Source organism: Streptomyces antarcticus, from assembly GCF_026627255.1.
Taxonomy (GTDB): domain Bacteria; phylum Actinomycetota; class Actinomycetes; order Streptomycetales; family Streptomycetaceae; genus Streptomyces; species Streptomyces antarcticus.
Map to the genome: position 1 here is coordinate 84,201 of NZ_JAPNLM010000005.1, position 25,751 is coordinate 109,951.

Below are 25,751 nucleotides of genomic sequence, written 5' to 3' on the forward strand. Positions count from 1 at the left end.
GGTCGCCTCATGCCCGCACACGGTCCTGAAAGTGACTGGCAGCTTGGTGCAAGGACTACGCTGAAGTGGGCGGATCCGCAGAGCCCCTTGATGGCGCCGGAGGTGTCCATGGTCGGGGACGATCGCGAGGCGGCGCGGAGCCGCATCCCGCAGCGGAGACTGGACGCGCTCCAGGCACAGGTCACCAACGCACGGGGTAGCCGGGACCGGCTGAACGGGCTGCTCGAGGCTGTCATGTCGGTGGGGCAGGAGCTGGACCTGGACCAGGTGCTGCGCGGCATCGTGGAGGCCGCGGTGGTCCTCGTGGACGCGGAGTACGGTGCGCTGGGCGTGGTGGGGGACGACGAGCGACTCGCCGCGTTCATCCCGGTGGGCATCAGCGACCAGCTCCGGGCGCGGATCGGAGCCCTTCCGGCCGGCCACGGACTGCTGGGCGAGCTGATCAGGCACCCGCGGCCACTGCGTCTGGGAGACCTCTCGGAGCATGCGGCCTCCGTCGGCTTCCCGGAGCACCACCCGCCGATGCGCTCCTTCCTCGGTGTACCGATCCGGGCCCGGGACGAGGTGTTCGGCAACCTCTACCTGACGGAGAAACGCGGCGGTACGGACTTCGACGCGGAGGACGAAGGGGTCCTGTTGACCCTCGCGGTTGCCGCCGGCGTCGCCATCGACAACGCCCGCCTCTACGAGGAGGTCCGGCTACGGGAGCGCTGGCTGGCCGCGAACTCCGACTTCACCAACGCGCTGTTGTCGGGCTCCTCCGAGATAAAGGTGCTGGAGGGCATGCTGGAGCGGGCCCGGGACATCATCTCGGCCGAGATGTGCGTCTTCTACCAGGTGGAGCCCAGCGGCGAGCTGCACGGCTCGCTGGCCCTGGGGGAGGGCGCCGAGGCGCACCGGGGGGTCGTCCTGCCGGGCAGCGAGGGGATCCTCGCCGGTCTGGTCTCGGCGCGGGACGGCCTGATCACCTTCGCGGATGTGGCCACCGACGTCCGGGTCGCGGCGCAGCCGGAGGTCTGGACGGGCTTCGGCCCGGCTGTGGCGGTCACGGTGGGCACCCGGGAGATGCTGCGGGGGGTGCTGATGCTGGCACGGCGGACCGGGCGCCCGTCGTTCGCCGCGGCCGAGGTCGCACCGCTGCCCGGTTTTGCCGGGCAGGCCGCCCTGGCGCTGGAACTGGCCGACCGGCGCCGGGACACCGACCAGGTCAGCTTGCTCGCGGACCGCGACCGGATCGCCCGCGACCTGCACGATCTCGCGATCCAGCGTCTCTTCGCGACGGGGATGACCCTGCAGAGCGCCCAGCGGTTCGTGGAGCACCCCGAGGCGTCCGAGCGGCTGAGCCGGTCGATCGACGACCTGGACGAGACGATCAAGATCATCCGTTCGACGATCTTCGGGCTCCGCGACCACGAGGCGGCACCGGGCCACCCCGCCCGACTCCGGGTCCGCGCGGTGCGGGCCGTGGGTGAGGCGGCGGCGGTGCTCGGCTTCGCTCCCGCCCTGCGGATGGAGGGGCTGATCGACACCGATGTGCCGCCCCCGGTGGCCGAGGACGTGGTCGCCGTCCTGGTCGAGGCCCTCGCCAACATCGCCCGGCATGCACGGGCGACTCGGGCGGAAGTCGCCATCGTCGTGGCGGACGGCACGCTCACCGTGACGGTGAGTGATGACGGTGTGGGTGTCGCGGACGGTGGCAGCCGGAGTGGTCTGCGCAATCTGACGGAGCGCGCCGAGGTCCGAGGGGGCGCGCTGTCGGTCGCGCCGTGCCCGGACGGCGGCGGAACCCGTCTGGAGTGGCGGGTCCCGCTCGGGCCTCCCGGGTGAGTGACGGTGACGGCGTCAGCGGCCCGGTTCGTCGCGCTCGCGCACCTCGGCGGCGATGACCGCCGCCTGGACGCGCCGCTCGACTCCCAGCTTGGCGAGAAGCCGCGAGATGTGGTTCTTGACCGTCTTTTCCGAGAGGAAGAGCCGTTTGCCGATCTGCCGGTTGGTGAGGCCCTCGCCGACGAGCTCCAGGACGGCGCGCTCCCGCTCGGAGAGGACCGTCAGCCGCTGGTCTTCGGGCGGCTTTCCGGCGCTGGGGTCCCGGAGCGAGCGCATGAGGCGCGCGGTCGTCGCCGGGTCGAGCATCGACTGACCCGTCGCCACCGTCCGGATGGCGGCGACCAGGTCCGAGCCTCTGATCTGCTTCAGGACGTACCCGGCGGCGCCGGCCATGATGGCGTCGAGCAGGGCGTCCTCGTCGTCGAAGGACGTGAGCATCAGGCAGGCGAGACCCGGCATGCGTGAGCGCAGCTCACGGCAGACGGTGATGCCGTCGCTGTCGGGCAGCCGTACGTCGAGCACCGCGACGTCCGGCTTCAAGGCCGGCCCCCGGGCCAGGGCCTGCGCGGCCGTGGCAGCCTCGCCGACCACTTCGATGTCGGGCTCGGCGTCCAGGAGATCGTGGAGCCCCCGGCGGACGACCTCGTGGTCGTCGAGGAGGAACACCCGGGTGGGCGCCGGGGTGGCAGCCGGTGAATCGAACATCCACGCCACACCCTCGGATCGGGACACGTCTGGGGTCAATTGTCTCAGATGCTGCTTCCGCTGCCGTGGGGCGCGTACAGGTCGAGGATCCGGATCTGGGCGGAGACGAGCCGGTGGGCCAGCACCTGACCCACCCACTGCCACATCTCGGAGGCGAGCGCGGGGTCGGCGTCCATCAGCGTGCGCACGGCGGCGGCGTCGAACTCGTCGGTGCGTACCGGCGTCATGGCCTCGGCGCCGAAGTGCCAGGTGTACGGGCGGAACAGCCAGGACCAGCCGACGAGCTCGCCGGGGCCGACCGTCTCGACCACCGCGGCCTGCCTGCCGGGGACGTGCACGTCCATGCCGACGCTGCCCGACCGGATGACCCAGAAATGTCCGGTGTGCCCGCCCTGGTTGAACAGCCGTGCGCCGGCGGGGAAGTTCACCTCGTGGGCCAGTGCCAGCAGGCTGCCACGGTGCTCCGGGGACAGGGCGCGGGTGAAGCGGTCGGGGGAGGAGCGGTCGGGGGAGGAGGTGAGCCGGTGGAGGGAAGAGGCGCTCATGACGGTTCTCCGTTCGGTCCACCCCCACCTTCCGCCGTGGCGGTCGGCCGGGGAAGGGCCGTTCGGTCCCCGTTCCGGCCCGGACGGCCCACCTGTCCCGCCGCCCCACCTGTCCCGCCGCCCCATCCGTCCCGCCTTGGCCGGTGCTCAGTAGGGCCAGGACCAGTCGGCGACCTCCGGCAGGTCGGTTCCGTGGATGCGGATCCAGTCGTGGTGGCGGATCCGCTGGTCGGACATGCTCTGGCGCAGGGTCGCCGCCCGGCCGGCGAGGCCGGGGACGCGGTCGATGACGTCCATGACGAGCCGGTAGCGGTCGAGGTCGTTGCGCACGACCATGTCGAAGGGGGTGGTCGTGGTCCCGGATTCCTTGTAGCCGCGGACGTGCAGGTTCGGATGGCCGGTGCGTCGGTACGCGAGGCGGTGGATCAGCCACGGATAGCCGTGGTAGGCGAAGACGACCGGCCTGTCGGTGGTGAAGAGGGCGTCGTACTCCGTGTCGGTCATCCCGTGGGGATGCTCCTCCCGCGGCATCAGGCGGGCGATGTCGACGACGTTGACCACGCGCACGGCCAGCTCCGGGAGGTGCCGGCGCAGCAGGGCCGTGGCGGCGAGCACCTCCAGGGTCGGCACGTCTCCGGCGCAGGCCAGCACGACGTCGATCTCGCGGGCCCCGTCGTCCGTGCCGGCCCACTCCCAGATTCCCGCGCCCCGTGCCACGTGCGTGCGCGCTTCGTCCATGGACAGCCAGTCGTGGCAGGGCTGTTTGCCGGCGACGATCACGTTGACCTGGTCGCGGCTGCGCAGGGCGTGGTCGGCCACGGCGAGGAGGGTGTTGGCGTCCGGCGGCAGGTAGACGCGTACGACACCCGGGCTCTTGCTGAGGACGTGGTCGACGAAGCCGGGGGCCTGGTGGGAGAAGCCGTTGCTGTCCTGGCGCCAGACGTGCGAGGTGAGCAGGTAGTTCAGGGAGGCGATGGGCGCGCGCCAGCTCAGCTCGCGGGCGCTCCCCAGCCATTTGATGTGCTGGCCGACCATGGAGTCGACGATGTGGGCGAACGCCTCGTACGTGGAGAACAGGCCGTGGCGGCCGGTCAGGAGGTATCCCTCCAGCCAGCCCTGGCACACGTGCTCGGAGAGGATCTCCATGACCCTGCCGTCCCGGGACAGGTTCCGGTCGGTGGGTTCCGTCATGTCCTGCCAGGCCTTGCCCGTCACGTCGTACAGGTCGTCGAGGTGGTTGCTCGCGGTCTCGTCCGGTCCGACGACGCGGAAGTCCCGCCGTCCTGCCGTGTCCCGCATGATCTGCGCGAGGTAGCGGCCCAGGACGCGGGTCGGCTCGTGCAGGGTGCTTCCGGGCTTCTCCACGGGGACGGCGTGCCCGTCGAGACCGGGCAGCGGGAGCGAGCGCAGCAGCCGGCCGCCGTTGGCGTACGGGCTCGCGCCCAGGCGGCGTGCTCCCTCCGGTACGCAGGCCAGCACGGAGGCCGCGGGACGGCCACCGGCCTCGAAGAGCTCCTCCGGCCGGTAGGAACGCATCCAGCGCTCCAGCTGCTTCAGGTGTCCGGGGTCCTCACGGACCCCGGCGAGCGGCACCTGGTGTGCCCGCCAGGTGCCTTCGACCGGCTGACCGTCGACGGTCGCGGGCCCCGTCCAGCCCTTGGGGGTCCGCAGCACGATCATCGGCCAGCGTGCGCGCTCACCGCCCGGATCCGTACCCGCGGCCCGCGCTTCCCGCTGGATGGCGTGGATGCGGTCCAGGGCCTGATCCATGGCCCTGGCCATGGCCGGGTGGACGAGGGCGGGGTCGCTGCCGGAGACGTAGAGGGGGTCGTGCCCGTAGCCGCGCAGCAGCGCGTCGAGCTCCGCCTCGGGGATACGTGACAGCACGGTCGGGTTGGCGATCTTGTAGCCGTTGAGGTGCAGGACCGGCAGGACGGCGCCGTCGTGGACCGGGTCCAGGAACTTGTCGGAGTGCCAGGAGGCGGCCAGCGGCCCTGTCTCCGCCTCGCCGTCGCCGATGACGCAGGCCACCAGCAGGCCGGGGTGGTCGAAGGCGGCCCCGTAGGCGTGGGCCAGCGAATAGCCGAGCTCGCCGCCCTCGTGGATGGACCCGGGGGTCTCCGGCGCGACGTGACTCGGCACGCCGCCGGGGAAGGAGAACTGGCGGAACAGCTTGCGCATCCCGTCGGCGTCGCGGCCGATGTCCGGGTAGGTCTCGCTGTACGTGCCCTCCAGCCAGGAGTTGGCGAGCACGGCCGCTCCGCCGTGGCCGGGCCCCCACACGCACAGGGCCTCCAGCGAACGCTCTTTGATCACCCGGTTGAGGTGGGTGTGGACGAAGTTCAGGCCGGGTGCGGTGCCCCAGTGGCCGAGCAGCCTGGGCTTGATGTGCTCCGGCCGCAGTGGCTCCGTGAGCAGCGGGTTGTCCAGGAGGTAGATCTGGCCGGCGGCCAGGTAGTTCGCGGCGCGCCAGTGCGCGTCCAGCTCCGCGATTCGGTACGTGGTCATGGGTGCTCCTTCGGACCGCGGGCCGGGGCATGCGTCGGCTGAGCCGATGCTTGACACGCTGCTCTCGTGGGCCCGGGGCGGGAAGGGCAGGACCGGCCCCGGTATGAGGGCCGGTCGGCCCCTTCTGCGCGATCACCGTGGGGCGGAGTGTGGGCAGTCGGTCGTCCGCCGGTCACGTGCCACGGGGTCGGCTGCGGCCGCCACATCTGAGGGCGGGCTTCGGCGGTATGCCTGGAAGGGTGGCCAATTTGAGATGGTACGGGCTATTGGGGCGTTTCAGGGGTGCTGATCCCCAGGAGGCGCGCCAGGTGAACGGAACCGAGACCGGGGCGCGGCATCATCCGATTGTTGTCGCACACCGTACGAGCCTGGCAGCCGATGTCCAGCTGCGTGTCGCTGACGCGATCACGAAGTTCGCCGGCTCCATGCCGTTCGTCTATCTCCACGCGGTCGCCTTCACCCTCTGGATGCTGTTCGTGGAGGCCAACCCCTGGCCGATGCTGACGCTCGCCGTCTCCCTGGAGGCGATCTTCCTGTCGACGTTCGTGATGATCGGCCAGAACCGTCAGGCGGTGTTCCAGCAGGCGAAGGCCGACCATGACTTCGTCCAGCAGGAGCTGGAACTCAAGACCAATACGGAACTGACCCGTGCCATACACGCGATGACCACGGAACTCCATCGCCGTCTGGTCCCCGAATTGGACCAGGGGAGCGGACCTCTCGAACAGTGAAGGTGCCCGAGGTCCGCGCTCCGCGGAAGCGGGCCGGGCGGGCCCCGGGAGGGGGCCGACCGGCCCTGGCCACGCGCTGGCAGCGGGTACAGCCTGAGGTAGACGCCCACGGGACCCTCCTGTACCGGCTTCGACATGGCAAGGGTGTGACGATCATGGGAAAGACCGCAGCAGATCCGTCTCCGATCGAGGTTCCCGCTGCCCGCGGCGACCTCGGACGGCGCGTGACCGCCCGCCGCGAAGAGCTGGGGATCACGCGCGAAGAACTCGCGGAACGCTGCGGGGCGGCCGCGTCGTACATCGCCTACGTGGAGGAACGGGCGGCGGCGCCCAGCATGGCCATGCTCGTGGGTCTCGCGGACGGCCTGGGCACCACCGTTTCCGAGCTGACCGGGAGAACGGCCGACAGTCCCCCCGGCATGGGGACCGCGATGCGTGATTCCGAGCTGACCGTGCTGAGTGAGGCCGAGTGCCACCGCCTGCTCTCCACCCACGGCATCGGCCGGGTCGGGTTCTCCGGCCTGGAAGGACTTGCCGTCTTCCCCGTCAACTACGTCGTTGTGGGAGACGAGATCGCGTTCCGCACGGCAGCCAACTCGCGGCTCGCCGAGGCAGCCGGGACCGAGGTCGCCTTCGAAGTGGACCACATCGACGACGCGATGCGAGAAGGCTGGAGCGTCATGGCCGTCGGCGAGTTGTCCGGGGTCACGGACGGGGCGCGCGTCAGCCACCTGTTCTCGGTCGCCCGCTCGCTCCCCTGGGCCGGAGGCCCCCGCACGCACTGGATGTCCATCACCCCCACCCGGATCAGCGGCCGCCGTGCGCGATCCGCGTGAGCGCGCTACGTGCCGTCGTGTTCGACACCGACGGGGTACTGCTCGACTCGGCACGGCTGCACGCCGCGGCCTGGAAGACCGCCTTCGACAGCTGTCTGGACGCCTGGGCCTCATCCGGGAAGGGACGGCAGCCGCCCTTCGACGCGGATCGTGAGTACCGCCAGTGGGTCGACGGCAAGCCTCGGCTGGACGGAGCGGCCTCCTTCCTGAACGCGCGCGGCATCGACCTGCCGACCGGCAGCCCCGACAGCGCCCCGGGCGCGGACACGGTCTGGGCGGTCGCGGCGCGCAAGGAGTCGGAGTTCGTACGCACCCTGGAAGCCGGGACCGTCGAGGCCTTCGCCGACGTCGCTCCGGCGCTCGCCCGGCTGCGGGCACACGGCGTGGGCCGCGCCGCCGTATCGGCCTCGCGGCACGCCCGGCCACTTCTCGGATCAGCTTCCCTCCTGGGCTTCTTCGACGTGGTCGTGGACGGCACGGACGCTGCCCGACTGGGACTGGCCGGCAAACCGGACCCCTCCCTGTTCCTCGAAGCGGCAGCACGGCTCGGGGTGGAACCCGCCCGCTGCGTGGTGGTGGAAGACGCCCTCGCGGGTGTCGAAGCAGGCCGGCGCGGCCACTTCGGCCTCGTCGTCGGCCTCGACCGGACGACGAGCCCCACCACCGCGCGGGCACTGCGGGACCGCGGGGCGGGCCTGGTCGCCGCCGAACTCCTCGCCGTCGCCGACACCGTCAGCGGGGCAGGACCGTGACCGCCTCGTGGACGTGGGAGTACGGCCGTTACGAGCCCAAGACGGAGCGCCTCGTCGAGGCCCTGTGCACGCTGGGCAACGGCAGGTTCGCCACGCGCGGTGCGGCCCCCGAGGCCCCGGCGGGCCCCGTTCACTATCCCGCCACCTATGCCGCCGGCTGCTACAACCGGCTCACCTCGCACGTGGCCGGACAGCGGGTCGACAACGAAGACATGGTCAACCTGCCCAACTGGACGGTACTGCGGTACCGCTGCATCGCCGAGGACGGACTCCCCGGCGACTGGCTGACTCCCGACGACCCCGGCATGCTGCACTACAAGGTGGTGCTCGACCTGCGCGCCGGGACACTCACCCGGCACATGCTCTTCCAGGACGGCCAAGGCCGCCGCCTCGGCGTCACCCACCTCCGGATCGTGCACATGGGGGACCCGTTCCTCGCAGCCCAGCGAACCACATTCCGCGCCTACGGCTGGAGCGGCCTGGTCGAAGTGGAATCAGGGCTCGACGGAGCGGTGACCAACGCGGGAGTGGACCGCTACAGCGGGCTCGACGGCCACCACCTCACCGAACACCGGACGGGCTTCGCACCGCACGGCCTCGCCTGGATCACCTGCCGCACCACCTCCTCCCGGATCGACATCGCCCTTGCGGCCAGGACGGTCACCCGACCCGGCGCACCCGTCGTGACGAGCCGCACCGCGACAGGAACGGTCCAGACGTTCACGCTGCCCGTGGCCCCCCGACGATCCGCGACGCTGGTGAAGACCGCGGCCCTGTACACCTCCCTCGACAGGCCCGCCGGAGACCTCCTGGCGCGCGCGATGGCACACGCCTCACGGGCACCCGGATTCCCGGCACTGCTCACAGCACAGCACTCGGCCTGGGAACGGCTTTGGGAAGAAGGTGAGATCAGCGTCTCGGGGGAGAAGGGCCGGATCCTGCGCCTCCACCTCTTCCACGTGCTCCAGACGCTCTCCCCGCACACCGCTGAGCTGGACGTGGGCGTCCCCGCACGGGGGCTGCACGGCGAGGCCTACCGGGGCCACGTCTTCTGGGACGAACTCTTCGTCCTGCCCTACATCACCCTGCACTTCCCCGACGTGGCGCGGGCCCTGCTCATGTACCGCCACCGACGGCTGCCGGCCGCCCGCACCGCCGCCCGGCAAGCCGGGCAGAGCGGGGCCATGTTCCCCTGGCAGAGCGGAAGCTCGGGACAGGAGGAGAGCCAGGCCCTGCACCTCAATCCCCGCTCGGGCCGCTGGCTGCCCGACCACTCACACCTGCAGCACCACGTCGGCTCCGCGATCGCCCTGAACCTCTGCCGGTACGGCCGCGCCACCGGGGACACCGGCTTCCTCCACGGCCCCGGCGCCGAACTCCTCCTGGAGATCGCCGCCTTCTGGGCCGCAGCCGCCTCCTACGACCCGGAACGAAAGCGGTACCACATCCGCGGTGTGCTCGGCCCGGACGAGTACCACGACGCCTATCCGGATGCCGCGAATCCCGGAATCGACGACAACGCCTACACCAACGTGATGGCCGCCTGGGTCATCCAGCAGGGGCTCGAACTGCTCGACGAGCTGCCCCCGGCGCGCCGGACGGAGCTGACCGGCGGCCTGACCCTGGACCGCGCCGCGCTGGAGCACTGGGACGAGGTGTCCCGCCGCCTGTACGTCCCGTTCCACCGAGGCGTCATCAGCCAGTTCGAGGGGTACGGAGACCTGGCCGAGCTGGACTGGAAGGCCTACCGCGCCCGCTACCGCGACGTCCGCCGGCTCGACCGGATCCTCGAATCCGAAGGGGACACGGTCAACCGCTACCAGGCATCGAAACAGGCCGACGTGATCATGCTCGGCTACCTCTTCCGGCCCGCCGAGCTGTACGGCCTCTTCGACCGGCTCGGCTACCGGCTGGACGACGCGACCTGGCGGGCCACCGTCGCGTACTACCTGCCGCGCACCAGCCACGGATCGACGCTCAGCAGCCTCGTGCACGGCTGGGTGCTGGCCCGGCAGAAGGAGCCCGACGCCTGGAAGCACTGCGAGGAGGCGCTCCTGGGCGATGTGACCGACATCCAGGGCGGAACCACCGGTGAGGGCATCCACCTGGGTGCCATGGCCGGCACCCTCGACCTCGCGGAGCGAGGCGTCACAGGCCTGGAGACCGGCCCCGCCGGCCTGTACGTCGAACCCGTCCCCCTGGGGCAGATCGAGCCCGTCTCCTTCACGCTCTGCCACCGGGGGCACCGCGGCGTCCGCATCCGGCTGCTCCCCGGCAGGCTCGGCATCACCGTGCCGCAATCTCTTGAGGGTCCCGTGAACCTCGTGCTGCCGGGGGAAAACGCCGTCGCGGCGGCGGCCGGAGACGAGCACTGGTTCCGTCTCCCGTCGGACTGACCCCCGCACCACGGAAGTCCCCCTCCCGGACGCAACGACCCGTGAGGGCCGAACGGCCCCTACCAGGCTCCAGTGGCCCCTGCGGCCGGCGCGGTCTCCGAGTGGACGGTGGAAGCACTCGGGCGCACCCCGTACGGGCTCGCATGAACGACCGAAGGAGGAGGCGCATGAGCACGAAACGGGTTCTGGTCGTCTATGGCAGTAAGCACGGTGCGACGGCCGGGATCGCGGAGCAGATCGGAACGTCGCTGCGCGAGGACGGGATCGACGCGGTCGTGGCCCCGGCCGGCGAGGTCAGGGACATCCGCGGATACGACGGCGTGGAACCCGGCTGGTCCGGACGGCTGCCCACCGAATCGGGAGCCGACGATGACTGAGGCCCTGGCGGGCGGAAAGCCCGCCAGGGCCTCAGCTGTTGTGCGGGCTGGAACGCCCCGACGTGCGGGGGGTCACTCGTGGGCGATGACGGCGACGGGCGCGGCGGCGTGGTGCAGGACCGCGTGGGTGATGGCGCCGATGTGAGTGCCGTATGCGGACCGCCTGATGCGCCTTCCGACCACGACGAGCGCGGCGTGGCGGGAGGCGTCCACCATCTGGATCGCGGGCTGGCCGATACGCACCTCGGGGGCGACTTCCACCGAAGGGTACTTCTCGCGCCACGGGCGGATCATGTCGTCCACAGCAGTGACCATCCCGCGACCGATGTCCTCCTGGGCGCCGAAGCTGAGCACGGAGCCGTAGTCGATGACCGGCGGCGGTGCCCAGCCGTGGAGGACCTTCAGGACGCACCCACGTCGTGATGCCTCATCGAAGGCGAAGGCGAGGAGCGCGTCACAAGGTCGGCCTGTGTCCACGCCCATCACGATCGGGCCGTCGGTACCGAGTTCCTTGTCGGGCGTTGCCGGGCCGTGGGGTTCTCTTACGAGGACCACCGGCTGATCGGCTGCGGCAACGGTGTCGGCGCCGACGGACCCGAGGAAGAAGCCGGCGATGCTGCCGAGTCCGCGGGAACCGAGGACCAGCATGTCCGAAGAGGCGGCCGCATGAGCCAGAGCCGTGGCCGGAATCCCCGACAGCCGGCGGGAGGTGACTTCCAGATCCGGATACAACCGCTTGATCTCCGCGGATGCCTCGCGCAGCAGCCCCTCCGCCCACTGGCGCTGGACCTCGGTGGTCGCGACGGTGAGAGGGGGCCGCTCCAACCACTCCTCCACGTGGACCAGAGCCAGCGGTACCCCTCGAAGGCCGGCTTCGCACGCGGCCCATCGGGCCGCCGCGACACTTTCGCGCGAGCCGTCGAGGCCGGCGGTCACAAGGTTGGCCATGGTGCCATCTCCCTCAGTTGACGTGTGAGTTCCAGACTCCGCCCCGGGCCACGGGTTTCGAGAGGGGCCGAGGGGACCGTTGTGGAGCCGACCGGCCCCTACCGGGCGACGTCCGGGGCGAGCGGCGGATCTTGACCGCCCAGGTCGAGTCGGAGGGGCCGGTAATCGTCCGCGATGAGCGCCGCGTACGCGATGACGCGCAGCGCCCAGCGGTTGAGTCCGATCACCAGGTCGAACAGGTCACAGGTCGAACAGGTCGCGCGGGTACGCTCGATGTCGAGGCGCGCCGGGTAACCGGGAGGTCAGTCGTGGGCGAGTACGGCGACCGGCGCGGCCGTGTGGTGGAGGACGGCGTGGGCGACCGGGCCGAGGTGTGTACCCATGGGCGAGCGGCGGATGCGGCGTCCGATGACGACGAGGTCCGCGCCCGTGGTGGCCTGGACGAGCTCCCGTCCCGCTGATCCGATGAACGTCTTCTCCTCAAGCCGCACGTCCGGGAACTTCAGCCGCCACGGCATGAGCATGTCGTCGAGCATCTGGGCAACGGTGCGGTCGACCTCGCGCGCGACAGAGGGCCTGAGGACGGGTGAGTAGCCGGATGCGGAAGGGAGCTTCCAGCTGTGCACTGCCCGCAGCGCGCAGTCGCGGCGTGAGGCTTCCTCGAAAGCGAAGGCCAGGACCCTGTCGCAGGCCTGGTGGATGTCGACGCCCACGACGATCTCGCCGTACGGGGTGGAGGCCGCGTTCCCCCCCGTCGTCTTCCGCCCGTACGAGGACGACGGGTGTCTCGGTGACCTCGTCGGCCCAACGGTCGCGCGTCCCGGGATCCCGCTCGGGTATCAGCGTGCCCGAGGACCAGTCCTCGGCGTGGACGATCCGCAGCGGGGCCTGCCGGAGCGTGGCCTCGCGGGCTGCCCAGCGGGCTGCGGAAAGGCTCGCGGAGGTGCCGTCGACTCCGACAGATACGTGGTGGTTCATGATGGTGAACTCCTCAGGCTGCGCGGAGCACTTCGCCGGCACCAGGTGATGGGGTGCGCTCCGCGCTCCGGCGGGATCAGACGGGAATCGTCCGTGCGGGCTGTCAGCTCGTCTCCACCACGGCGACGACTCGCCGTCCGGTCGTGCGGCGAGTCGCGGGGCGAGGGGATCTGGCTCTGCCGTTCCAGCCGACCTGTGAGGGTCACGACACCGTCCAGGACGTGGACGTCCACTGATCCGGTGGGCGCCCCGATGCTGTCGGACAGCACGTCCTCGCTCACCTGCCGACCTGGGTGTGCCTCACGAGCGGACCTCCCGTACGTCGTCACGCCGGGGCGTACAGGGCTGGTGTGCGCCACCCGTACCAGCCACCATCCGCCCAGCCGACGACCGAATCGAGGGCCGAACGGTCCTGTACGGGGGCCGACCGGGTCCGTCTCGGCGGCTCACGCCGGTACCGGGCGCGAGGGAGGGACCAGTCGGCCCTTGAACTGGCCTCTATGGCCCTCGCAGACCACGCGTCCGCGATGCCAGCGTGAGAGGAGGAGCACGATGGCCCTCGATCAGGAGAAACCATGGATGGCATCACCGCCGGTCCGGAACTCGGGACGGTCATCGTCGGCGTCGACGGGTCGGAGCCCGCACGCGGGGCAGCCCTGTGGGCCGCGGCCGAAGCCGAACGGAGGGAGACGACCCTGCGCATCGTCCACGCCGCCGACACGGACGGCAGAGCCGTCTACTCATCGGCGGAATCCCTCGAACGGGTCCGGGCAGCGGGCCGCGAGCTACTCCAGGAGACTGCCGCGGCCGTCACGGAACTCCATCCCGATCTGCACGTCACCACGGAGTTCAGCCGCAGCGCAGCGGTGCCCAGCCTCCATCGGGCCGCCGGCATCCACGGCACCGTCGTCATCGGCAACCGCGGTCTCGGCGGGTTCACCTCGCTGATGCTCGGCTCCGTCGCCCTCAAGGCCGCCGCCGGCGCCACCACGCCCCTCGCCGTGGTGCGGGGTACGCACCGGGATGTCGAGATGGGCAGCGTGCTGGCCGGGGTCCGCGACGAACACGACCTCGACTGTGTCCGGTACGCCGCGTGCGAAGCAGAGCTGCGCAAGGCATCGCTGCGGCTGATGCACGTGTGGAACCTGCTCCAGTCCGTCGGCAACGTCGTGAGCATGCTCGACGACATCGAGGAGATCAGCGGACGCCACGCACACCGCCTGACGGCCATGGCCAACCTGATCCGCGAGGAGTTCCCGGATCTGACCGTCCAGGCGGACGTCGAGAAGAACTTCTCGGTGGCCGGGGCACTGGCCGAGGCATCCCGGCACGCGGACCTGCTGGTCGTCGGGGGAAGACGCTCCCCGGGCTACATCGGCCGCACGCTCGGGCACGCGACCCACAGCCTTGTGCACCACGCGCACTGCCCCGTGCTGCTCATCCCGCGGCACGCCAACGAGCAGGGGAGCGAGTCGTGATCGAGAACATCACAGGCCACGAGATCGTCATCGGCATCGACCCGGTCAGGGACTGGCACATGGCCCTGGCCTGGGCCGCCGACGAGGCGCACCGCCGGTCGCTCGGACTGGGTCTCGCACTGGCAGTGCCACCGCAACACGACCCCCGGCATGTTGACGGGACCACACACCGCGTCGACCTGCGCCGATCCGGATCGGAAACCCTCGAAGCCGCCGCCGCGTGGGCGCGCTCACGGCACCCGGAACTCGAAGTGTCCACCCATCTGCTCGACGGATTCCCGGCGCCCGCCCTCGGCCGGCTCTCCCAAAAGGCCCCCATGGTGGTGCTCGGCTCACGACACCTGAGCCGCACCGAGGAGTTCCTCAGCGCCGGTTCCCTCGTCGTGCCCGTCGTCGCCCAGGCGCACTGCCCGGTCGTCGTCGTGGGCGATGCCGAGCACGTCAGCCAGGAAGCGCCGTACGTGGTGGTCGCGATCGACGGCAGCGAGTCGTCGAAGGCGGCCCTGGCCGTGGCTTTCGAGGAAGCGGACGCACGCGGATGCGCCCTGCGGGCGATCTCGGTGTGGCACCAGCCCCTCCTCTCGTTCCAGGACAAGAACGTCGGTCTGCAGATGCAGCGGCGCTTGCTGTCCGAGACCGTCGCCGGGTGGTCGGAGAAGTACCCGGACGTCGCGCTCACCCACGAAGTGCTGGCCGGTCACCCGGTCGAGGAGCTCGCCGAGGCAGCCGAACACGCCCTGGCCCTGGTTCTGGGCCGACGGGGGAACGGGGGCTACACGGGCATGCGGCTCGGTTCCGTCGTCCACGGACTGCTGCACCGGGCACACTGCCCGGTCATCACGGTCCCCGTTGCGCGGGGAACCTGATGTCCGCGCCCGCGGCCAGCCAGGCACCCGCCACCTCACAGAAGTCCGCCGGACTCACCGAACGGGAGGCCGCGCGCCTGCTCGCCGAGCACGGCCGCAATGAAGTCGCCGCCCAGCCGGCCACCCCCCTGTACGCGCGGATCCTCGCGCAGCTCCGCGACCCCCTGATCATGGTCCTGATCGGCGCGGTCCTGCTCACGATCGCCATCGGCGACCACGCCGACTCCGTCGTCATCGGCCTGGTGATCCTCTTCAACACCACCGTCGGCGTGACGCAGGAGATTCGCGCCGACAACGCGGTGGCAGCCCTCTCGGCCATGTCCGCCCCGGGAGCACGCGTACGGAGAGAGGGCACGCCACGCGAAGTCCCGGCCACCGACGTCGTTCCCGGCGATGTCCTCCTGCTCGGCGAGGGCGACATCGTCGCCGCCGACGCCGACCTCACCGAGGCCTCGGCCCTCCTCGTCGACGAATCCATGCTCACCGGCGAGTCCCTCGCGGTGGACAAGGACCCGGGTACGACCTTGAGCGCCGGAACCGTCGTCGTCCGGGGAAGAGGCGTGGCCACCGTGACGGCAACCGGCGCGGCCAGCGCCCTCGGCCGTATCGCCGCCCTCCTCGACGGCGGGCGCGAGCCGACCCCGCTGCAACACCGCCTCGGCTCCCTCGGCCGGCTCCTGGCCGCCGCCACCCTCGGACTCTGCCTGGTCGTCTTCGTACTCGGACTCCTGCAAGGCCTGCCCGTCGGGATCATGGCAGTGACCGCCATCAGCCTCGCGGTGGCCGCGGTACCGGAATCCCTACCGGCCGTCGTCACCCTCGCCCTCGCACTCGGCGCCCGCCGCATGGCCACCCGGCACGCCCTCGTACGCCGCCTTCCCGCCGTGGAAACACTCGGCTCGGTATCGGTCCTCGCCACGGACAAGACCGGCACCCTCACCGAAGGCCGCATGGTGGTCCAGCACATCTGGACACCCAGGGCCACGGCCGACCTCTCCGGTCTCGGCTACGAGCCGAAAGGCGACGTCCAGATCGCCGGCCGCCCCCCTACGCCGACGGAATGGGACCCTCTACACGAACTGCTGACCACGGCGGCACTCTGCAACGACGCCTCGATCCGGCCCCCTACGGGACCGGTCCCGCCCGACGACCGCTGGACCGCGATCGGTGATCCCACCGAGGCAGCCCTCCTGACCGCCGCGGCCAAAGCAGGCTGCGCCGCCCAGGCCGACCTCCACGCAAGCCACCCGCGCACGGACGAAGCCCCCTTCGACAGCCTGCGCAAACGCATGACCACCCTGCACACCACGCCCGAGGACCGGGTGCTCGTCTGCCTGAAAGGCGCACCCGAGGCGATCCTCGACCCCGCCGTCCTCGACGATGACACCGACCTGCTGCACACGGCGGAACAGCAGGCCGCGCTGCTGGCCGCACGCGGCTTCCGCGTCCTCGCCATCGCCTCCGGGACACGGGACGCCATGCCGGACGACGCCGCCGACGCCGAGTCCGGCCTCCACCTGCTCGGCCTGGTCGCCATCAGCGATCCGCCCAAACCGGAGGCCGCGGCCACCATCGCCGCCTGCCGGGCCGCAGGTATCACCCCCATCCTCATCACCGGCGACCACCCCGCCACCGCTCGCGCCGTGGCCGCCCAGGTCGGACTGCTCGCTGCCGACACCTCGTCCAAGGACGTGGTCACCGGCGCGGACATCGCCACCGGCCAGGTCGAGGACCTCACCGCCGTCAGGGTGTTCGCCCGTACGAATCCCCAGCAGAAGCTGGACATCGTCGAAGCCTGGCGCTCCCACGGCGCCGTCACCGCGATGACCGGCGACGGGGTGAACGACGGACCCGCCCTGCGCCAGGCCGACATCGGCGTCGCCATGGGCGCACGCGGCACAGAGGTCGCCCGGCAGGCCGCCGACCTCGTACTGACCGACGACGAACTGTCGACCGTGGTCAAAGCCGTCGAGGAGGGACGCCGCGTCTACGACAACATCCGGCGCTTCCTCATCTACGGCCTGGCCGGCGGAACGGCCGAGATCCTCGTCATGCTCGCCGGCCCTCTCATCGGCCTCCCCCTGCCCCTGCGGGCCGGACAGATCCTCTGGATCAACCTCCTCACCCACGGCCTCACCGGCGTCGCCATGGGCGCCGAACCCGTCTCACCGGGCGCCATGAACAGACCTCCCCGTCCGACCGGACAGCACATCCTCGGCGCCGGCGCCTGGCAGCGACTCCTCCTGCTCGCCACCGTCGTCACCGCCTCCTGCCTCGCGGCAGCCCTCACCGCACGGGCCTGGGACCTGCCGTGGCAGAGCGTGCTCTTCCTCGCCCTGCTCGCCGCCCAGCTCGGAGTGGTCCTGGGCCTTCGAGGCCGCCTACTGACCAGGGAGAACCTCTTCCTCCCCCTGGCTGTCCTCTCCTCCGCACTCCTCGCGGCAGCCGCACTATACGTACCGGCACTCCGGTCGATCCTGGAAACCGAACCGCTCGACCGGGCCGGCATCGGACTGGCGGCAGCCACAGCCCTGATCGGCTTCATCGCGGCCCGAATCGTACGGTCCGCGTTCCACAAGCAACCCCGGACAACGCCGATCTCCCACGGCTGAAGCAAAAACGCCCCGGCTGAGGGGTGGCGACGATCGTGGATCCATCCTCCGAGCACAGGACACGGCACAAGTCGTCCGGTCTCGCCGACGAGTGACGGGGGGTGGGGGACCGTCGCCGGCGCCCGGAACAGAACCTTCTCCCTGGCCTGGCGGGCGTCGCCTGCGGCCTAATCGTCCTGCCCGGGCTCACGAGGGCCGCGGTACGGAGAGAGGAAGCCCGTCCCGGCCGCACACGGAACACCTCGGCATCAACGGGCACAGCGGGCTACCGGGGGAGAAGGGCTCGGATGGTCTTCCCGCCCTCGGGCCCGGGCGTGACCACGACGCGGTGGGCGAGGTCGTTGACCATGTGCCAGCCGAATCCACCCGTCCCGTCGACGAGGTCGGGGGTCCGCGTTCGCGGCATCCGCGGGCTGGAATCCTCGACGACGACCTCGATGGCGCCGGGGTGGGCGGCGAGGCGGAGGATGTAGGCACCACCACCGTGGCGCAGGGCGTTGGTCACGAGCTCGGAGACCACCAGGACGACCGTGTCGGCCTGCTCCGGACCGATGGTCGGATGCCCGAGGGTCTCGAGGAACGCCCGGGCGTCCTGACGTGCCGTGGCTACGGCTGACAGAGAACGCATGGCTGTGCGCTCGGCGCTCATCGTGGTCATCGCGCGCTCCGGGTCTGTTGTTGTTGTTGGTGTCCGTCCGGCCCTGCCTGCCCGGTCGTTGTGCCCCCGCCCGTAGCCGTTCAACCCGACAACGCCCGATTACCTCAGAGGCGCGCACGCGGAAATCTGTGTCGGCCGGAGTAGACATTGGGCGGTGGTGTAGTTATGGTTTCTCTCGTAGCCCAGAGAGACCGAAGGGCCTGGCAGAGACGAACTGCCGGGCAGGCAGTACAGGTAGTGCCCGTATGACGGTGCGGTGGTGGAGTGTCGAAGCCAGGTTTGTCGTAGGACGGCGACGGGACTGATCACCGGACCGGGTGGCCCGCAGTCATAAGGGGCCACCACGCGCAGTGGTTGCAGTACAAGCGGTTCGCAGTACCCAGTAGTACCTCGGTGAGGTGTCGATGGTGGGCGTCCGCACCGGGAGGTTCGGCAGTGGGGTTCCAAGTCAGAGCAGACGCAGGACGGGCGACGGGGCTGGCTGCCGGAACGTGGCGCTCGGTCAGGCCACGCCGCAGTGCCAAGCGGTTAGCAGTACCGCAGTACAAGAAGTACCCAGCAGTGAAGTCAGTGAGCAGCACCTCGGTGAAGGCGTCGGCTGCGGGCGCGCGCATCGGGAGGTTCGGCAGTGGGGTTCCAAGTCAGAGCAGACGCAGGACGGGCGACGGGGCTGGCTGCCGGAACGTGGCGCTGGGTCAGGCCACAAGCAGTACGAGTAGTTCGCAGTACCAGTAGTTCCCAGTAGTAGGTAGTCGATCATCCGAGGGATGAACGGAGGGATTGGGCGCCATCAGGATCGCCCGGACGGAGTGTTGAGTCCGGGTACCGCAGGACATCGATAGTGAGGTGGTCTCCGGTCAAGCAACCGCGATCCCCGCAGCCCCGGCAGCATTCCGGTCGGGCACGCGGACACAGAAGGCCGGCGCAGGATCAGGGCCGGCAGATGGTGTAGCAGTTCCTTCGGGGCCCTGGTGCCAGTACGGCGCCAGGGCCCCTCCGCGTGTTCCGCGCGAGAGGCTCGATGGCAGCAGACGACTCGTTTGGCCGTCTCGACGACGACTGCCCCGCTTACACGATGGGCCGGGCTGCCGGGCTGCTCGGCGTCACCCCGCTCCGCTCCGCTCCGCCGGCGGCCACCGTCGCTACTCCCGCTACCGGCTCCGCATCGTGGCCCGGGCCCCCGGCAACTCGTTGACCACGGGACGCCGATCGCGGCCCCCTGTCGCATCGCCGCCACGCAGACCCCCGGCTACGACACTGCCAACCAGATCACCATCACCGGCTAGGACGCCCAGGGCGACACGCCGAGACGCCCGTTCTCCTATCCGCCTGCGGCGCCACGCTCCGATTGTCGTGTGATGGCGGTGCTGGAGCGGCATGGCGGGCTCCGCGGGGCGCGACTGTGCGATGGAGGGGCAGGTGCGGCCGGGTTCCCTCCGCCTGGAGGCCGTGCGTATATTTGTCGCACGACAATAGTTGCGCGTGCGGGGTAAATGCGGGAAGACCCCATCCCGTCGCCCCGCTGTCTCGGGGCGGGGAGCGTCAAGGACTGTGAGGGACCTGAGTGAGCAGCGGCAGGACCGACGTACGGCAGCGTGTCACAAAAGCGCTTCAGCGGCGCGCTGATGGGATAGCGGACCGGTGGGTGCGGCTGCAGCTGGACCGGTCCGACCGCCTGGGAGAAGTCCTGCTCACCGGCCTTCTTGTCGATCTCGAAGACAGGGACGCGGCTGCCTTCAGCAGAGAGCTCGCCGAACGCATCGCGGATGACAGGGCCCGTGGCGTGGTCATCGACATCTCCCGTCTGGAGATCATCGACTCCTTCGCCGCCCGCACGCTCATGGAAGTCACCGCCATGGCCCGCCTGATGGGAGCCCGGGTGATCGTGTCCGGGATGCGGCCCGCGGTGGCCGTCACGCCCGTCGAGCTGGGCCTGGAACTCACCGGCGTCGAAACCACCGTCCACGCGGAACAGGCCATGACCGTTCTGGGATGGCATTCGAGCCAGCAGCCCCTGAAAGGGGCCCTATATGACACAGCGAGCTGACAGCGCCCACGCCCCCGCAGCCCTCCCCGGCCTTCCACCTGCTTTCGCCGTCCCTGACGCACCCCTGCACATCGCCCTGCGCACGGAAGAGGATCTGCTGTCGGTACGTCACGCCGTGCGCGCCGCGACCCTCGAAGTCGGCTTCGGGATCGTGGACCAGACACGGGTGGTCACCGCGGTCAGTGAACTGGCCCGCAACGCCTACGTTCACGGCGGGGGCGGGACACTGCTCATCGAGTACCCGCGCCAGAACGGCAGGCAGGGGCTGCGGCTGACGATAAGCGACAGCGGACCCGGAATCCGCGACGTCGAGGAAGCCCTCGCCGACGGGTTCACGACCGGGGGCGGACTCGGTCACGGCCTGGGTGGAGCCAAGCGCCTCATGGACGAATTCGCCGTTCGAAGCACCCCGGGACAAGGTACGACGGTCACCGTCACCCGGTGGGCCCGTCCGTGACCCTGACCTGCTCGGTTCCGGCCGCGTACATCCGCATAGACCACTACGGCCCCGTACGCGTCGCCTCGGAGGTCACACGCGCCTCAGCGCAGGAGTGCGGCCTGACCGGTGCTCTGCCGCACCAGGCCGCGGTCATCGCATCCGAACTGGCGAGGAACATCGCCAAGCACGCCACCTACGGCGCCCTCTCCATCCATCCGCTCCCGCTGGGCGGCGGCCTGGAGATCCTTGCCGCCGACCACGGCCCCGGCAGCCCCGAGCTTGAGCGGTGCCGTACCGACGGATTCACCACCACCAGCACCCTCGGCGCCGTCAGCCGCGTCGCCGCAACCTTCACCATCGAGACCCGGCCCGGCACCGGGACCCTGGTCCGCGCCCGGCTCGCCCTCCCCGGCCGCCGTCAAGCCGCCCACCAGGACACAGGACTGGTGAGCCTGCCCGCCGACATTGGAACGCACTGCGCAGACGCCGCCGCAGACGCAAACGCCGCCGCAGTCCTGGACACCGGCACCGCCCGTACCGCTGACGTCATCGACGGTCTGGGCCACGGCCACGGCCACGAAGCCGCAGAAGCCGCCCAGGCCGCCCCGCGTTCGTTCCGAGATACCGCGGAACAACCCCTTCCCCACATCCTGACCGCCCCGCACCGCGCCCTGCGCCACACCCGGGGCACCGCGGTCGGCATCGCCCGCCCGCACGCGGAGCGGGCCGAGTGCAGCGGCACCGGCGACGTCCGCACGGGCACCCTCTCTCCCCACCACGTGCACCGCCGGGTGACCGGCCGGCCCGGCATCGTCGGCCGACGCACGCCCGCCCCACATACACGACATGCGCGACAGCTTCTGCGTCCCGCGGGAACCGCCGTAGTCCTGCCCGCCGATGGCATCGACCCGCAGTGGTCGCATACGCCTACGGACTTCCCGCCGCGCCCGGCGCCGCCCCTTCTCGCGGCAGCAATCGCACCAACGCCACCGGCGCTCCGCTTCCAGGACGACGCCACGGTGTCGACGGCCCGGCCGGGGCAGGTGACCTCGTGAACATCCATCGCTACTCTACGTTGCCGCTGCTTCGGCAGGCGGTGCGTTCCCTGGCCCACGCTCACCGGCTGCCGGCAGATGTCCGGGGCCGCCTCGTGCTGTCGGTGACCGCCCTCGCCGCACCCGAGTTCCATGCCGGACGCCCCGTCGCACTCACCGCCTCCTGCGAGAACGGACCCGGCGACGGAGGTCTCCTGGCGGTCACCTTCCACGCGTCCCGCTTCGCCGGCCCCCTGGCGACCAGCGACCTGCCCCTACCCGCGCCCACGACCTCCGGCCCCACGGCGACCTGGCACATTCCGACGCCTGCCGCCGACCCTCACCGCGCGGGCACCCACGGTCCGAACCCCCCGCCCGCCGACCCGCCGATCCTGCCGCCGGCCGAATCCCGCGACAGCGACGAGGAATTGCGGGCCGCCCTCGCCCTCGCCGATTCCCTCGCCGCCGGACACCGTCTCCTGAAGCACGAGCTCGCCGAGACCAATGCCGGAGTCGTCGCCCTCTACGTGCAGCTCGAAGAGCAGGACGAGCAACTGCGCAAGGCCCACGGACAGGTCCTGCGGGAACTCGAGGACGCCCTGCGGCCGCCGCCGCCTCTGATCCCCGGACTCGACCTCGCCGTTCACTACGCCCCCGCCGACCCCGGCGCACCCACCGGCGGTGACCTCTACGACTGGTTCACCCTCCCCGACGGAACCCTCCACATCACCATCGTGGACGCGGTCGGCCACGGCGTACGCAGCACCCGCAGCGCCCTCAACGTCACCCACGCCGTAAGAACCCTGGCCCTCGAAGGTCATCCCCTGCAGTCGATCCTGGCCCGCACCCACGACATCCTCATGCCCCTCGACCCGAGACTCATGGCGACCGTGCTCCTGGCCCGGATCGACCCCGCGACCGGAGAACTCCAGCTTGCCAACGGAAGCCACCCACCCGCCCTGCTCGTCCGTTCCGACGACACCGCGCAGTACCTCGAGGTGCGCGGCCGGGGCATCGGGTTTCCCCTCCCCGGGAGCGATCGTGTGCTGTCCGCGCACCTGGACCCGGGAGACCTCCTTCTCCTCTACACCGACGGCCTCACGGAAAGCCGCAAGGACGTGGAGGAGGGCGAGATCAGGCTCGTCCAAGCGGCGCGGACCCACGCCCACCTGCCCCTGGCCGACATTCCCACCGCCATCGCCGCCGACATGCACACCATCGTTCTCCACGCCGATGACACCCTGGCCATGGCACTGCGCATCACCCTCCCACCGCTCTGAGGAGGAGAAGGTCCGATGCGGGTGCCTCGCCTCCTCGCGTTACCCAGCCGGTGACTCTCGGCTAGCCTCATCACCAGCGGCAGAGAGGCCGCCGGCCCACCCGCCCCACTCCGGGCAGCTCCGGTCAGCCGGTTCCTGCCGTACGCCGTCCCCAGCTCGTCCACCGAGAGGTACCTACAGGTGCTTGACAACGAGGCGACTGACAAACAGGCATTCAGGTGTCAGAGTGAGCGAATGCCCCGAGTCATACCGTCCGCCGGCCACGACCAAGTGGCTCTCGAGGCATGCACCCTCCTGGAAATCCTGGAGGTGCTGTGGGGCCGAGGCGGTGAAGCCCCCGACCTCGCCCCAGTCTCACCCTCGCAGCTCCGCGCGCTGACGGTGATCGAGAAATGGGACGGCGTCAACCTGCGCGACCTCGGCGAAGCGCTCGGATCCACGCCGCCTTCGGTGAGTCGCTTGTGCGACCGGCTGGAAGCAGCCGGCCTCATCCAGCGCTCCCGCGGCACGGCCAACCGCCGGGAAGTCGAACTGAGGCTGAGCCCCGGCGGGCACAGAATCCTCGCGCAGATGCGCGCCTGGCGATCCAGCGAGATCGAAACCGTCCTGACGAGGATCCCCGCAGCTGACCTCGGAGCGCTGGCCGAGAGCCTGCAGACCTTCCGCACCGCGGCGCTCCTCCACATAGGCCTCGAGGAGAGAGAACGCGGCGAGCGCCGCGAAACCGCCTGACGGACCCGCTTCGCAACGCAGACAATGATGACCGGGCGACAGGCATCCTGAGGGAGTCGCGCCCCGTGGTTGCCGCATCCCAGCACCGGGGACCGGGCACACTTCCGGACCGGTCCGCTGGGCTTCACGCCCACCCGGCGGGCTCGTGCGGGTGATGAGGGAAGAGGCTATGAGCAACCGTTCCGAAGTCTGGCTCGGAGCCGCGGAGAGCGCACTGCGGGCTGCACCCCCCACCTCGCTCCTGTCGGCGGCCGGTGAACTGCTGGCACAGTACGCCCAGGTGAAGGAGGTCACCCTCCTGCTCGCGGACTACGGCCTCTCCGTGCTGCAACCGGTCACGCAGCTGCCGCACACCGGATCCCACGTGTCCGTCCGCGAGGGGACACCGGCCGGCCGGGCGTTCACCGCCCAGGCTCCGGTCGTCGAGGTCACCGACGACCCCGGCATCGTCATCGCCCACTTGCCGGTCACCGTTCGGGGCGACCGGCTGGGTGTGCTCTCCGCGCGCCTTCCCGAGCCGGCCGAGGGAACTTCCCGCATGCTGGAACTCGCGGCCTTCGCCACAGCCCTGGGGCATGAACTGATCGTGGCCGAACGGGACACCGACCTCTACCTGCAGGCCCGCCGCCGCCGTCGGCTCACACTGGCCGCCGAGATGCAGTGGCAGCTCCTTCCGGGCCGCGGACTGAGCCGGCAGGAGTACACCCTCGGCGCCCACTTGGAGCCGGCCTACGCCATCGGGGGAGACAACTTCGACTGGAGCACCACCGACGACGTCCTGACCGTCACGTGCACCGACGGCCAGGGACACGGCATCGACGCCGCTCTGCTGACGAACCTCGCCGTCAGCGCACTGCGCAACGCCCGCCGGGCATGCGTCCCTCTCGAAGAGCAGGCGTCCCTCGCCAGTGAGGCGGTATACGCCCAGTACGGGGGCAAGCAGTGCGCGCCGTCGCTGCTCCTGCGCTTCGACCTGACCACAGGTTCAGCGCATGCGGTGGACGCCGGGTCACCTCACGTATTTCGGGTGCGCGACAGCCTCGTGGAGCAGGTGGTCCTCGAAACCCAGACGCCGCTGGGGATGTTCCAGGAGACCGAATACCGCAAGCAGCCCTTCAGCGTCTCGCCGGGGGACCGTCTGGTGATCGTGAGCAGTGGCGTACACGGTTCCCCGGGCCAGGACGGTCGCGCCTTCGGTGAACGCGCCCTTCGCGAGACGATCGCCGCCACCCAGAGGTCTTCGCCGTACGAGACCGCCCGGGCGCTCGTAGACGGCCTCGTGCAGCACCACGGCGGCAGCGATCTGCCCGAGGACGCGGCGGTGATCTGCCTGGACTGGAGGGGAAGGCAGCAGCTCCTCGACGGCTGAGCACTCGTGCCTGATCAGTGACACCCGATGGCATCCATGCCCGGCCCGACCATGGCCGCGCGTTCACAGCTCACGGACAGGTGAGGCTCGCCCCGATGCCCGGGTGAAGGCGCGCAGACCGTTCACGAGCTCACGGCACTGCTCGGAGGGCATGCGTTCGAGAACCTCATGGATGGCGTGACACCGCTGCTCGGCCAGCGCGTCGATGGCCTGGCGGCCCTGCGCTGTCAGCGCCAGGACGATCTCGCGCCGGTCCGAGTCGCCGCGGTCACGACGCAGCAGCCCTGCGGCCTCCAGCCGGTCGCACAACCGGCTGGTGGCAGGTGCCGTCGCATCGATGTCCTCGGCGAGCCGCGTGAGATTCATACGGGGCGAACCCCGCACCGCCACCAGCGCACGCAGCTGAAGAGCGGACAGACGCGGAGGGGCACTCTGCGCCGACCGCTCCCAGACGTCCATCAAGGCCTCGGCGGCCTCTGCCACCTCGCAGGCCGTCTCGTACAGGGGATCCTCGGGCGGTTCCGCGCGGCTCACTGTGGCGTCACTCCCTGTAGGCAGCGCACATCCCCTCGGGAAAGGCGCCGCCGGTGACAGGTCTCTATCTGAACGGATACGCCTCGTCTGCCCTCTTTC

At 70.6% G+C, this 25,751-nt stretch carries 23 protein-coding genes and 2 pseudogenes; 16 read left to right on the forward strand and 9 right to left on the reverse strand.

The features are described from left to right. The first annotated feature begins 108 nt into the window (after positions 1-108). Positions 109-1,827, forward strand: a complete 1,719-nt coding sequence (locus tag OTB16_RS10380; RefSeq protein WP_267719737.1) for a sensor histidine kinase — start codon at positions 109-111, stop codon at positions 1,825-1,827. A gap of 15 nt (positions 1,828-1,842) precedes the next feature. Here OTB16_RS10380 and OTB16_RS10385 read toward each other — a convergent pair whose 3' ends face one another. The 3 genes from OTB16_RS10385 to OTB16_RS10395 form a co-directional block, all read right to left on the reverse strand. Next, on the reverse strand, positions 1,843-2,532 hold the full coding sequence (locus OTB16_RS10385; RefSeq protein WP_267719738.1) for a response regulator: 690 nt from the start codon (positions 2,530-2,532) through the stop codon (positions 1,843-1,845). Positions 2,533-2,576: 44 nt separating this feature from the next. Continuing rightward, the gene (locus OTB16_RS10390; RefSeq protein WP_267719739.1) at positions 2,577-3,077 is read right to left on the reverse strand and encodes a Crp/Fnr family transcriptional regulator; all 501 of its coding nucleotides are present in this window, start codon (positions 3,075-3,077) and stop codon (positions 2,577-2,579) included. A gap of 147 nt (positions 3,078-3,224) precedes the next feature. Then, entirely contained in the window at positions 3,225-5,642 is a 2,418-nt protein-coding gene (locus tag OTB16_RS10395) for a phosphoketolase family protein (RefSeq protein WP_267719741.1), read from the reverse strand. A gap of 251 nt (positions 5,643-5,893) precedes the next feature. Here OTB16_RS10395 and OTB16_RS10400 point away from each other — a divergent pair, with 251 nt between their 5' ends. The 5 genes from OTB16_RS10400 (at position 5,894) to OTB16_RS10420 (ending at position 10,677) form a co-directional block, all read left to right on the forward strand. Then, positions 5,894-6,316: a DUF1003 domain-containing protein gene (locus OTB16_RS10400; protein ID WP_324290795.1), complete on the forward strand. Its 423-nt coding sequence runs from the start codon at positions 5,894-5,896 to the stop codon at positions 6,314-6,316. A 155-nt stretch (positions 6,317-6,471) separates the two neighbouring features. Further along, positions 6,472-7,152, forward strand: coding sequence for a helix-turn-helix domain-containing protein (locus OTB16_RS10405; RefSeq protein WP_267719742.1), 681 nt, complete (start codon positions 6,472-6,474; stop codon positions 7,150-7,152). After that, positions 7,149-7,904: an HAD family hydrolase gene (locus OTB16_RS10410; protein WP_267719743.1), complete on the forward strand. Its 756-nt coding sequence runs from the start codon at positions 7,149-7,151 to the stop codon at positions 7,902-7,904. The genes OTB16_RS10405 and OTB16_RS10410 overlap by 4 nt, the downstream gene beginning before the upstream one ends. After that, the gene (locus tag OTB16_RS10415) at positions 7,901-10,300 is read left to right on the forward strand and encodes a glycoside hydrolase family 65 protein (RefSeq protein ID WP_267719744.1); all 2,400 of its coding nucleotides are present in this window, start codon (positions 7,901-7,903) and stop codon (positions 10,298-10,300) included. The genes OTB16_RS10410 and OTB16_RS10415 overlap by 4 nt, the downstream gene beginning before the upstream one ends. Before the next feature lie 167 nt (positions 10,301-10,467). Beyond that, the gene (locus OTB16_RS10420) at positions 10,468-10,677 is read left to right on the forward strand and encodes a flavodoxin domain-containing protein (protein WP_267719745.1); all 210 of its coding nucleotides are present in this window, start codon (positions 10,468-10,470) and stop codon (positions 10,675-10,677) included. 72 nt (positions 10,678-10,749) lie between these two features. On the opposite strand, the gene OTB16_RS10425 is transcribed toward OTB16_RS10420, so the two are convergent. The 4 genes and pseudogenes from OTB16_RS10425 to OTB16_RS39230 form a co-directional block, all read right to left on the reverse strand. Further along, a complete protein-coding gene (locus OTB16_RS10425) occupies positions 10,750-11,625 on the reverse strand; it encodes a universal stress protein (RefSeq protein ID WP_267719746.1) in 876 nt (291 codons plus the stop codon). 98 nt (positions 11,626-11,723) lie between these two features. After that, the gene (locus tag OTB16_RS10430; RefSeq protein ID WP_420717666.1) at positions 11,724-11,852 is read right to left on the reverse strand and encodes a hypothetical protein; all 129 of its coding nucleotides are present in this window, start codon (positions 11,850-11,852) and stop codon (positions 11,724-11,726) included. Between the two features lie 75 nt (positions 11,853-11,927). Next, positions 11,928-12,338 (reverse strand): universal stress protein, encoded by a 411-nt coding sequence (locus OTB16_RS39225; RefSeq protein ID WP_324290796.1) that lies wholly within the window; start codon positions 12,336-12,338, stop codon positions 11,928-11,930. Between the two features lie 115 nt (positions 12,339-12,453). Further along, a pseudogene (locus OTB16_RS39230) lies at positions 12,454-12,603 on the reverse strand (universal stress protein); the annotation flags it as partial. A 575-nt stretch (positions 12,604-13,178) separates the two neighbouring features. On the opposite strand from OTB16_RS39230, the gene OTB16_RS10440 reads away from it, so the two are divergent. From OTB16_RS10440 to OTB16_RS10450, 3 genes are read left to right on the forward strand one after another with little or no spacing between them, the layout of a single operon-like run. Beyond that, entirely contained in the window at positions 13,179-14,081 is a 903-nt protein-coding gene (locus tag OTB16_RS10440; protein ID WP_267719747.1) for a universal stress protein, read from the forward strand. Then, positions 14,081-14,947 carry a universal stress protein gene (locus OTB16_RS10445; protein WP_267720010.1) on the forward strand — a complete coding sequence of 289 codons (867 nt, stop codon included), beginning with the start codon at positions 14,081-14,083 and terminating at the stop codon, positions 14,945-14,947. The genes OTB16_RS10440 and OTB16_RS10445 overlap by 1 nt, the downstream gene beginning before the upstream one ends. Next, entirely contained in the window at positions 14,947-17,559 is a 2,613-nt protein-coding gene (locus OTB16_RS10450) for a cation-translocating P-type ATPase (RefSeq protein WP_267719748.1), read from the forward strand. Before OTB16_RS10445 ends, OTB16_RS10450 begins: the two co-directional genes overlap by 1 nt. 265 nt (positions 17,560-17,824) lie before the next feature. On the opposite strand, the gene OTB16_RS10455 is transcribed toward OTB16_RS10450, so the two are convergent. Continuing rightward, positions 17,825-18,217 (reverse strand): ATP-binding protein, encoded by a 393-nt coding sequence (locus OTB16_RS10455; protein ID WP_267719749.1) that lies wholly within the window; start codon positions 18,215-18,217, stop codon positions 17,825-17,827. Between the two features lie 1,021 nt (positions 18,218-19,238). Here OTB16_RS10455 and OTB16_RS10460 point away from each other — a divergent pair. The 7 genes and pseudogenes from OTB16_RS10460 to OTB16_RS10490 all read left to right on the forward strand — a co-directional run bounded on the left by OTB16_RS10460 (position 19,239) and on the right by OTB16_RS10490 (position 25,118). After that, positions 19,239-19,503 (forward strand): annotated as a pseudogene (locus OTB16_RS10460) (MerR family transcriptional regulator). Between the two features lie 359 nt (positions 19,504-19,862). Then, positions 19,863-20,264: an STAS domain-containing protein gene (locus OTB16_RS10465; protein ID WP_267719750.1), complete on the forward strand. Its 402-nt coding sequence runs from the start codon at positions 19,863-19,865 to the stop codon at positions 20,262-20,264. Beyond that, on the forward strand, positions 20,248-20,721 hold the full coding sequence (locus OTB16_RS10470) for an ATP-binding protein (RefSeq protein ID WP_267719751.1): 474 nt from the start codon (positions 20,248-20,250) through the stop codon (positions 20,719-20,721). The genes OTB16_RS10465 and OTB16_RS10470 overlap by 17 nt, the downstream gene beginning before the upstream one ends. Further along, positions 20,706-21,758, forward strand: a complete 1,053-nt coding sequence (locus OTB16_RS10475) for an ATP-binding protein (protein ID WP_267719752.1) — start codon at positions 20,706-20,708, stop codon at positions 21,756-21,758. The genes OTB16_RS10470 and OTB16_RS10475 overlap by 16 nt, the downstream gene beginning before the upstream one ends. Further along, entirely contained in the window at positions 21,755-23,017 is a 1,263-nt protein-coding gene (locus tag OTB16_RS10480; RefSeq protein ID WP_267719753.1) for a PP2C family protein-serine/threonine phosphatase, read from the forward strand. Before OTB16_RS10475 ends, OTB16_RS10480 begins: the two co-directional genes overlap by 4 nt. A gap of 180 nt (positions 23,018-23,197) precedes the next feature. Next, a complete protein-coding gene (locus OTB16_RS10485) occupies positions 23,198-23,749 on the forward strand; it encodes a MarR family winged helix-turn-helix transcriptional regulator (RefSeq protein ID WP_267719754.1) in 552 nt (183 codons plus the stop codon). A 169-nt stretch (positions 23,750-23,918) separates the two neighbouring features. Then, positions 23,919-25,118: a PP2C family protein-serine/threonine phosphatase gene (locus tag OTB16_RS10490; protein WP_267719755.1), complete on the forward strand. Its 1,200-nt coding sequence runs from the start codon at positions 23,919-23,921 to the stop codon at positions 25,116-25,118. 63 nt (positions 25,119-25,181) lie between these two features. Here the strand turns inward: OTB16_RS10490 and OTB16_RS10495 are convergent, their stop codons facing one another. Beyond that, complete coding sequence (locus tag OTB16_RS10495) at positions 25,182-25,652, reverse strand: MarR family winged helix-turn-helix transcriptional regulator (RefSeq protein WP_267719756.1); 471 nt, start codon at positions 25,650-25,652, stop codon at positions 25,182-25,184. Between the last annotated feature and the right edge of the window lie 99 nt (positions 25,653-25,751).

Bases quoted from the DNA above. Each gene is read 5' to 3' on its own strand.
- OTB16_RS10380 (WP_267719737.1), top strand. From the start codon at position 109: ATGGTCGGGGACGATCGCGAGGCGGCGCGGAGCCGCATCCCGCAGCGG.
- OTB16_RS10385 (WP_267719738.1), bottom strand. From the start codon at position 2,532: ATGTTCGATTCACCGGCTGCCACCCCGGCGCCCACCCGGGTGTTCCTC.
- OTB16_RS10390 (WP_267719739.1), bottom strand. From the start codon at position 3,077: ATGAGCGCCTCTTCCCTCCACCGGCTCACCTCCTCCCCCGACCGCTCC.
- OTB16_RS10405 (WP_267719742.1), top strand. From the start codon at position 6,472: ATGGGAAAGACCGCAGCAGATCCGTCTCCGATCGAGGTTCCCGCTGCC.
- OTB16_RS10420 (WP_267719745.1), top strand. From the start codon at position 10,468: ATGAGCACGAAACGGGTTCTGGTCGTCTATGGCAGTAAGCACGGTGCG.
- OTB16_RS10425 (WP_267719746.1), bottom strand. From the start codon at position 11,625: ATGGCCAACCTTGTGACCGCCGGCCTCGACGGCTCGCGCGAAAGTGTC.
- OTB16_RS10440 (WP_267719747.1), top strand. From the start codon at position 13,179: ATGGATGGCATCACCGCCGGTCCGGAACTCGGGACGGTCATCGTCGGC.
- OTB16_RS10450 (WP_267719748.1), top strand. From the start codon at position 14,947: ATGTCCGCGCCCGCGGCCAGCCAGGCACCCGCCACCTCACAGAAGTCC.
- OTB16_RS10455 (WP_267719749.1), bottom strand. From the start codon at position 18,217: ATGACCACGATGAGCGCCGAGCGCACAGCCATGCGTTCTCTGTCAGCC.
- OTB16_RS10470 (WP_267719751.1), top strand. From the start codon at position 20,248: ATGACACAGCGAGCTGACAGCGCCCACGCCCCCGCAGCCCTCCCCGGC.
- OTB16_RS10490 (WP_267719755.1), top strand. From the start codon at position 23,919: ATGAGCAACCGTTCCGAAGTCTGGCTCGGAGCCGCGGAGAGCGCACTG.